Origin of the sequence: Sulfuricaulis sp. (assembly GCF_049587675.1) — a bacterium.
Classification (GTDB): domain Bacteria; phylum Pseudomonadota; class Gammaproteobacteria; order Acidiferrobacterales; family Sulfurifustaceae; genus Sulfuricaulis.
Window position 1 is genome coordinate 1 of record NZ_JBAVEJ010000009.1, and the last position, 8,595, is coordinate 8,595.

8 protein-coding genes and 1 pseudogene are annotated in these 8,595 nt (G+C 59.6%); 4 read left to right on the forward strand and 5 right to left on the reverse strand.

Annotated elements, in window-relative coordinates; genetic code table 11:
• Positions 1-221: 221 nt before the first annotated feature.
• The gene (locus WB402_RS00195; protein ID WP_424204606.1) at positions 222-1,382 is read right to left on the reverse strand and encodes an IS30 family transposase; all 1,161 of its coding nucleotides are present in this window, start codon (positions 1,380-1,382) and stop codon (positions 222-224) included.
• A gap of 324 nt (positions 1,383-1,706) precedes the next feature.
• Between WB402_RS00195 and WB402_RS00200 the strand changes: the two genes are divergently transcribed.
• Together WB402_RS00200 and WB402_RS00205 are read left to right on the forward strand one after the other, a co-directional pair.
• Positions 1,707-2,537: a class I SAM-dependent methyltransferase gene (locus tag WB402_RS00200; protein ID WP_424204607.1), complete on the forward strand. Its 831-nt coding sequence runs from the start codon at positions 1,707-1,709 to the stop codon at positions 2,535-2,537.
• A 247-nt stretch (positions 2,538-2,784) separates the two neighbouring features.
• Positions 2,785-3,078: a GYD domain-containing protein gene (locus tag WB402_RS00205; RefSeq protein WP_424204609.1), complete on the forward strand. Its 294-nt coding sequence runs from the start codon at positions 2,785-2,787 to the stop codon at positions 3,076-3,078.
• Between the two features lie 186 nt (positions 3,079-3,264).
• Here the strand turns inward: WB402_RS00205 and WB402_RS00210 are convergent.
• From WB402_RS00210 to WB402_RS00220, 3 genes and pseudogenes are all read right to left on the reverse strand, one after another.
• Positions 3,265-3,728, reverse strand: a pseudogene (locus WB402_RS00210) (IS3 family transposase); the annotation flags it as partial.
• A gap of 47 nt (positions 3,729-3,775) precedes the next feature.
• Positions 3,776-4,123, reverse strand: a complete 348-nt coding sequence (locus WB402_RS00215; protein WP_424204611.1) for an IS3 family transposase — start codon at positions 4,121-4,123, stop codon at positions 3,776-3,778.
• Complete coding sequence (locus WB402_RS00220; RefSeq protein WP_424204613.1) at positions 4,120-4,413, reverse strand: transposase; 294 nt, start codon at positions 4,411-4,413, stop codon at positions 4,120-4,122. Before WB402_RS00220 ends, WB402_RS00215 begins: the two co-directional genes overlap by 4 nt.
• Before the next feature lie 487 nt (positions 4,414-4,900).
• On the opposite strand from WB402_RS00220, the gene WB402_RS00225 reads away from it, so the two are divergent.
• Complete coding sequence (locus tag WB402_RS00225) at positions 4,901-5,374, forward strand: hypothetical protein (RefSeq protein WP_424204615.1); 474 nt, start codon at positions 4,901-4,903, stop codon at positions 5,372-5,374.
• 350 nt (positions 5,375-5,724) lie between these two features.
• Here the strand turns inward: WB402_RS00225 and WB402_RS00230 are convergent, their stop codons facing one another.
• Complete coding sequence (locus tag WB402_RS00230) at positions 5,725-7,188, reverse strand: esterase-like activity of phytase family protein (RefSeq protein WP_424204617.1); 1,464 nt, start codon at positions 7,186-7,188, stop codon at positions 5,725-5,727.
• 386 nt (positions 7,189-7,574) lie between these two features.
• Between WB402_RS00230 and WB402_RS00235 the strand changes: the two genes are divergently transcribed.
• Positions 7,575-8,417 carry a Tim44 domain-containing protein gene (locus WB402_RS00235; protein WP_424204618.1) on the forward strand — a complete coding sequence of 281 codons (843 nt, stop codon included), beginning with the start codon at positions 7,575-7,577 and terminating at the stop codon, positions 8,415-8,417.
• Positions 8,418-8,595: the final 178 nt, after the last annotated feature.

Consider the following 8,595-nt stretch of genomic DNA (forward strand, 5'->3'; position numbering starts at 1 on the left):
ACCATTCCCTTGTATTGGTTTCTCGTCGGCAGCTCGCTCGGCGCGGGAGTGTTGCTGCTCCTGATCACGCCGTTGCTGAAATACCTGATGCATGGGAAAGGCTGAGCCAGCAGCTGTTCTTGCTGTGCCAAACTTGTAACCATGATCGTTGAGGCCGGAGAAATAACAGGGACCAAGCAACGAGCTACGACGCGGCAAAGCGTCTGTTTTCGACTGCGGATTCAACCGATCGACGCAACAGTTTGGCTAAATCGTTCAGCGGGTGTTTCATAGTTTAGCGTTTTCCGTGGACGTTCGTTCAAGCGCCGAGCCACGGCATTCAGCCTGGCCTGCGTGTAGACCGAAAGGTCGGTTCCCTTGGGGAAATACTGCCTCAATAGCCCGTTCGTATTCTCATTGGACCCCCGCTGCCAAGGATTTTGGGGATCACAGAAATACACCTTGATGTCGGTCGCCAACGTGAAACGTTTGTGGTCGGCCATTTCTTTGCCCCGATCCCAGGTCAGCGATTGATAGAGTTCCCGCGGTAACCGGTGAGCGTGCCTGATAAGTGCATCGATGACAGTCTCGGTATCTTTGCTGTCGACCTTCACCAGCATCACGTAGCGCGTATGACGTTCGACGAGCGTCGCCATCTGGCTGTTGTGGCTTCCGAACAGCAGGTCGCCTTCCCAGTGACCCGGCACGGCCCGATCGTCAACCGTGGCCGGACGCTCGCGGATCGATACCGTGTCGGTGATTCTGCCGTGAGTGTCCGTTTTCTGCGTGTGATGGCGCGAGCGGCGCATGGCGCGTGTGCGCCGCAAATGCTGTAACAGCTCTTTCCTCAGGGCGCCACGGGCCTGAATGAAGAGGCTGCGATAGATGGTCTCGTGTGACACCCGGTAGTACTCGTTGTCCGAATAAGTGCGCTTGAGCCACCCGGCAATCTGCTGCGGCGACCACTCCAATTGGAGCTTACCGGCCACGATGCGCGCCAACGCCGGGTTCTCCCCCAGTTTACAGGTCTTGGGGCGACGTGCACGATCCCGGGCGGCTTGGTCGGCCCGACTCGCCCGATAGCATCGCTGGCCACCGTTGCGTTTGAGCTCGCGGCTGATGGTGGAGGGTGCGCGTCCGAGCGACGCCGCAATCGAACGGATCGCGTGGCCCGCCACCACCGCACACGATATCTCTTCGCGTTCCGCCAATGTCAGCGCCAATCTCGAACGGCGACGCGGCACCGGGCGTATCCCACCCGTCTCCGCCAGAATGCGTTGTATCGATGGGTGGTGTCGACCAAACAATTGCGCGATCTGGTGAAGCGAATCCCCTCTCTGCCAGCGGTCCCACATAAGGGCTTTCTGGGTTTCGGAGTAATAGATCCGTGGTCTTTGTTTCATTTGCAACACTCCTTCTGCTTGCGCAGTATCTAGTGTGTTGCATCGATCGGTTGAATCCGCAACCCAAAGCGGACACTCGTATGAGGGGACGCTGTGCCTGCTTGCTCAGCGCCTCTCAAATCTGAGTTAAACCGTCACATAGCAGTTCAATAGGCTTATCCCGTAGGTTTGCAGTATATTGCTGCGAAACACATACGAGGTATTCAGCCGAAATGACTGACCTCAAACGGTTTTCAGGTATTTTTAGTCCACGGTATATTGAATATCCCGTACTTGGGCCGTTTAATCATCGTTAGGCAGCGTATTAAAGGAGGGATCGAGTCAATGTCGAGTCAAGTCAATGAAGCCATCCGGGCGCATTACGCCCGGTCCGAGCTTGGCAGCGTCATTCTGGCCGCCTTGGAAAACGCTGGCAAAGACCTGAATCGCCTCACGCCGGAAGACTTGGCGCCGATCGACGAATTTCACATTCGCGGCCGAGCAGCAACGCTCGAGCTTGCGCGAACTGCGCGCGTCGACGCCACGAAGCACGTACTTGACGTCGGTAGCGGCATCGGCGGGACATCACGATGTCTTGCGCGGGAATTCGGGTGTCGGGTCACCGGCATTGATCTCACCGACGAGTACTGCCGCGCCGCCGCGATGCTTACCGAGCGAATCGCCCTCACCGAACTCGTCGACTTTCGCCAAGGTGACGCCACGAAGCTGCCGTTTCCCGATGCGTCGTTTGACGTTGTCTGGACCGAGCATGTGGCCATGAATATCCCGGACAAACCCACGCTATACGAGGAGATGTACAGGGTCCTAAAGCCGGAGGGCACGCTCGCGATCTATGACGTTCTTGCCGGACCGTCGGGCCCAGTCCTTTTCCCCGTCCCTTGGGCGCGCACACCGGAGTCGAGCTTCCTCGTCACGCCAGACGAATTGCGCGGGCTGCTCGAGAAAGCCGGGTTCAATCTAGAAGATTGGTCCGACACTACAGACGCTGCGCGCGCCTGGTTCGTATCGCTAGCCGAAAAGATCCGCAAAACCGGTTTCCCCCCGCTTGGCTTTCATGTTCTTCTCGGAGCCGATTTTCAGGCCATGGCGCAAAATCAGGGCCGCAATCTAGAGGAGGGCCGGATTGTCCTGGCACAGGTGGTCGCCAATAGATGAGCGCTGCCTAACCACGGCGTGCAGCCGACGCCCGCAATCGGGCGCGGCTGACGCCGAACGTTAAACGTCTGCTCTTGGCCGGAATGCGACCGTCACAAAGCGAACCCAGAACAGTCCCATGACCGCGTTGCCAGTTCTGAGGATATACTGCCAAGGTTGTCCGTACATCACCTGTAAGGCCAGCGTTTTGGGGCCGCCGTTGGCTTTCGTGGCGCGTGAGGTCCCGTGAATCTAAAGGAGAACCGTCATGGCGACATACATCGCACTTTGTAACTTTACGGATCAAGGGATTCGCAACGTAAAGGACACCACGAAACGCGCCGATGCTGTCATGGAGGCGGCAAAGAAGTTCGGGGCCAATATGACGCAAATCTACTGGACGGTGGGGCACTATGATCTGGTTGCGATCATCGAAGCACCGGATGACAAGTCAGCAACCGCATTCACATTGGCTATTGGTGTCGCAGGCAATATCCGCACGCAGACCCTACGCGCCTTCTCCAAAGAGGAAATGAACGGGATTCTTGGCAAGCTGGCATAGCGGGCCGCGTGCCTAACGCTAGGTGGAGCGGGCGGGCCGGAAGCGCGTTGCCATATTGGCGTTCCGTGGCAGCCCGCCGCTCACCACGACGTTGAGCGTCTGCTTGCGGGATACTGCTAACGGCCGCTTATGGCCGTTAACCGACCGTCAGCATCTGATCTTACCCACGTTCTGTGGACACGATAACTAGGCGATTCGCATCGCCTCGAAGGCCAGCGGAGACTCGTAGTGCAAGGTCGAGTGACGCCGCTGGCGGTTGTAAAACATCTCCATGTAATCGAACAGGCTGGCGCGCGCCTGGTCTCGGGTTTTGTAGTCGCAGTGCATGATCAACTCGGTCTTCAGGGTATGGAAGAAACTCTCCATCGGCGCATTGTCCCAACAGTCCCCCTTGCGGCTCATGCTCTGGCGGATCATGGGGTAACGTGCCAGCAGTTCCCGGTAATCCACGGCCGAGTAGGTCGTACCCTGGTCGGAGTGCAGGGGATACCCGGTGGCCCGCGCCAGCCGATCGCCATACTGAGAGCATCGGTGGCGAGTTTGCAGTCGAGCGTTCGGCTCATGGCCCAGCCGACAACGGCGCGCGAGTACACATCCAACACGGCGGCCAGGTACAGCCAGCCTTCACGCGTCGGGATGTAGGTGATGTCGCTCAACCAGCACGCGTTGGGACGCTCGGCCGTGAACACCCGACCGATCACAGGTTGGGCGAGGCCTGGGTCCGGCGCGAATCCGTCGTCACCCGGAAGCGGCGAATGCACTTGGGCAGGATAGCCGCTTGCCGCATGAGCTTGGCGACCGTATTCCGGCAGCAGAATACGCCCTGGGCACAGAGCTCGGCGTGTACCCGCGGTGCCCCATAGGTCTCGCGGCTGTCCAGGTGAATCTTACGAATCGCCGCGAGCAGCGTGTGTTGGCGCACCTTTCGGGCACTGGGCACCCGGCCCCGCGCCACGTAATAGCCGCTGCGCGAGACCTTAAGTGCCGCGCACAGGGCCTTCACCTTGTAGCTACGTCGCTGCTGATCGATGAAGGCGTATTTCACTTCGACTCGCCCGCGAAGTAGATGGCCGCTTTTTTTAAGATTTCATTCTCGATCCGCAGCTTGGCGTTCTCGCGCCGCATTTGCTCCAGGTCCTGGCTGGCCACCGGCGGGGGTTGGGTGACACCCGTGCGGGCTTCCTCCTCGAACTGAATCCGCCATTCTCTCAGATGACCGACTCGGATCCCGAGCGCCCGCGCGATCTGCGCCTTGGGCTTCTCGCCTAGCGCCGCTTGGCGAACTGCCTCGAGTTTGAACTCCCGGCTATACCTTGTGTACGGTTTCCGTTGCATGTCACACCTCTCTCAGAGCCAGTATTGCTCTTTCCGGTGTGTCCATCAAACGTGGGTAGGATCAATCCGACCCGAAGCAGCCATTCATTACCAAGAGAATATCCGGCCAGTGAATTGATGATTCACCCGCGAGGATTGTTAGCGCATCTTCCCAATAGGCCGAGATGTTTGCCAAATTCCCTCGCTACTGCCGACAAGTGTAGGCGCCACTCCTAATCCATTAATTAACATTATCCACTGATCGGCCGACTGACGGGCAGAAAGGGCACGTTTTTCGACTCGCTTGTCCTTCGGTGTCAGCCATCCATCGGAAGATCACACGTCCCAGGCGCTGCGTGGCCGTAGCGCCATTGTCTAATGGATTTTGCCAGCTACTTTCAGTAACTGCATCTCGATTTCCAGATTCTGGAAAGGACGCCGGCCCAGGGAATGCATAGCCGAAGACGCGAGACTCAAATCGGCACCTTAACTCCATGGAGGGAGAAACATGAAACGCTTTTTTTCGTCCTTTATCATCAAAATCAGCGCCTGCCTCTGGCTGCTTCTTGGCGCCAGCAACCTGGCAAACGCCTCCACAGTGCCGGTGTTCGAGTATGTCGACACCATCATCGGACCGGCTGCCGGCGAATCCACGTCGTTCACGATCGCCGCACCTGGTTCGTATATCGCCACCATCACCGACTTGACGTTCTTCCCGGGTTCATCGTTCGGGACCGTCGCGCTCGGAATCAGTACCAGCTTGCACCTGTTCGGATCTACGGCTCTTGTTTCGCCGAGCGCTAACGATTCCGCCTCGTTCCCGTTCACCGCGACGCCGGGAAAATACTTTTCTAACGTCGTCGGGACGTGTACAGGGCTATGCTCGTACGGTGTGGAAATCACGGCCGTGCCCCTGCCGCCCGCCATCTTGCTTTTTGGCAGTGGCATCTTCGGTCTGATGCTGATATCCCGGCGTAAATAGAATATTACTTGATGGGGGAGTTCCCGAGATCCTCGGGCGCCCTAGAGGCCACACTGAGCGCATGCTCGCTTCTTTGGCGCAGTTGCGGCTTGCCTAACCCCGCGTTCAACCGGGCCGCCTCCACGCTTCGCGCGGCGGCAACCGGTTAGCGCGATCAATAGCTGGCCGTAACCGGACGCACTGAGGATAGTCCGCCTCCGAAAAAAACGGCCGCGCGAGGCGGCCGAGGTTTGGCGTCGGTTATGTTCCAGTTTTCAGGATGGCCATGACTTCACGCCTGCGCCCGGGCGCTCCTGACAACACCCGCCCTGATCGTTGGAAATATCGTCATGGCCGGAGCCGACCCAGGGCTAGAGGTTGAAGCCGCATTCCAGCAGCGTCCGGGGTTTGACCGGTTGCGGCACGTAGCCCTGCAGATCCTGGTCGTCGAAGGCGAACACGTAGAACTGGTTCGGGTTGGCGACGTTCCCGCTGGCTGGAGCGAGCGGATTGGCGATGGTGGCGAGGAAGTCGTTGTCATTTGTCACGTAAAGGGTGTGTTTGGTGACGCCGTTGATGACCACGTCCTGGCCGAAAGCCACGCCCTCTATCTTGGACGGAATCAGAAGTGGGTTGATGTTGGCCGGGGCGGCGGTCAACTTGGCGACGATATCCAGGAACAGCACCTTGCTGACGGCATAGCTCGAGAGGTCAGCCTTGGGACCGGTAACGTTCGTTACATCCTGCGCACCATTGAGATCGATCAGGAACAGCTCCTTGACCAGGGCGGCGGAGGGCGTTGCGGGCGTATCGGCCATGCCGTTGCCGTCCCGTTCGTCCACCAGGAATTGGTGGTTGTTGACGGCGACGATCTCGCTGACGCCCGACCCGTCGGTGAGTTTGTAGGCATACTCGTGGGTGGCGCCGCTCTTGATGTCAATGGTGACGATGCGCAAGCTTCCCTTTTTATCCTGCTCGAGGTTGGCTTGCATGATGCCCACCAGCGTCTTGCCGTCCGGCGTGATGGCGAGGCCTTCCATGCCCTTGTTGGTGACGCGGCCGATGGTGTTCGAGGCGATCTCTACGTCTTTCTGCGAGCTGAGGGCGGTGATCGCCAGGTTGTCAGGCAGCTTGAAGGACCGGATGCGCTGACCCGTGATGCGGTTGAACTGATACACGTAGGGACCGTATTCGTCGGAGATGAATACCGACAGACCGTCGTTGGAGACGCGAATGCTTTCCGGATCGAGGCGGGCGTTGTTGGGATTGGTCGAAGGCTTGGTCGGGTCGAAGTTGTCGGAACGGCCGGTGAAATAATGGACGAATCTCTTATTGAGGCCGGGTTCGCCGGAGCCGATGGGCGTAATGCCGTCGATTTTGTTGCCCAGCCCTGCGCCGGTACCGTAGACCAGTGGCGTCACGCTGGAGAGCAGGGTGGTATCGCGCAGGGTCGGGGTCAGCACGAAAGGCAGGGAACCAGGCTCGCCCGGGTAGTCCGGATTGGGCGCGAGGCTCAGGTTCAAGGTATGGAATCGGTCGATGTAGGAGACGGTGTCGTCGATGATGTTTGAATCGAAGGGCGTTGCATTCGGGCCGCGGTCCGGGAGGCCGAGAAAGATGTCTCCACCGGCGTAGGCGAGACCGGAGCCGATGCCTCCCAGGCGGTTGCCGGCGACCCCGTTTTCCAGGGGCGCGGCCGTCTGGTTCGACAGGTCTTCATAGGCGCCGCTTATGCTGCCGATGGCGATCAGGTCCACGGCGGCGTGGGCGTTCAGGGTGGTCGCGGCGGTCAGCGCGACGGCCAGCAGTCTGAGTCTCAATGACGAAGGGTTCATGGGTTGGCTCCTGTGAATTCTTGATGGGAAGGCCGGCTACCAGGAAATTTGAAAGGGTGAAGATGTTCCCGATCGCTTGGCATAGGCAATCTAGCGCCGCCATGTTGCTCCCATGTTGCCGCCATGTTGCCGCTCAATGACAAAGACCCGTCCCCGACCGCAGCCGGATGCATGGAGGAGTCCTCGGCGAGCCTTCTTTACGAGTTTTTTACGCCACGGCGTCATTTTTTTACGGCATTTTTGCCCTTCGTGGTGTCTACTGGCACGTCGCGGAACATCGAGTTTCTCAGCAGCCTGCTGGCATTGTTCGCTCGCTTTACCGCTATAATCGCGGCGCCACAACCGTGGCACCACACCGGAACTGCGGTTCCGAACCGGAGAGGAAGATGAAACAAGTATTCGTTGCGCTTTTAGCAGTTGTCCTGGTCGCTGGTTCGATCATGCACGATGCCGAGGCCGCCAGGCGTTTCGGCGGCGGTTCCAGTTTCGGCATGCAGCGCAGCCAGCCCATGAAGCGCGGCGCCCCATCGAACCAAAACGCGGCCCCGACACCCGCGCCGCAACAATCCGGCGCGAGCCGCTGGCTCGGTCCGATCGCCGGCCTGGCGGCGGGTATCGGGTTGGCGTCGTTGTTCTCGCACTTCGGCATGGGTGAGGGCTTCGCGTCGATCGTCATGCTGCTGCTCATCGGCGCGGCGGTGTTGTTCGTCTTCCGGCTGTTAACGCGGCGTGCTCAGCCGGCGACCCAGCGCGTGCAGTACGCTGGCGGCCCGGTCGGCTCCGCCGCCTACGAGATGCCGGCAACCGGCGGGAGCGCGGCGACGGCCACCCGATCGGGCCCGGTACGCATCGAGGGTCCAGCGGGTTTCGATGCCGAGAACTTCATCCGTCATGCCAAGCTCAATTTCTTGCGTCTGCAAGCGGCGAACGACGAAGGCAACATCGAAGACATCCGCGCATTCACCACGCCCGAGATATTCGCCGAAATCAAACTGCAGATGCAGGAGCGCGGCACGGCGCCGCAGAAAACCGACGTCGTGGCGCTCAATGCCGAGTTGCTGGAGGTCGCCTCCGAGTTTCGCCAACACATCGCCAGCGTGCGCTTCTTCGGCACGATCCGCGAAACGCCGGGCGCCGCGCCCGAGGCGTTCGACGAGGTCTGGCATTTGACCAAGCCGATCGACGACAGCCGCAACTGGACAATCGCCGGCATTCAGCAAACCGCCTGATCGGCGCGCGGCTGGCAAGCCGCGATCATGATGGGCATCTGGTTCACCGCCAACGCCATCGCCAATTACCTGGCCGGCATGCTGGAAAGCCTGCTGGCCGGTTCAAGCATTCCCTTGTATTGGTTTCTCGTCGGCAGCTCGCTCGGCGCGGGAGTGTTGCTGCTCCTGATCACGCCGT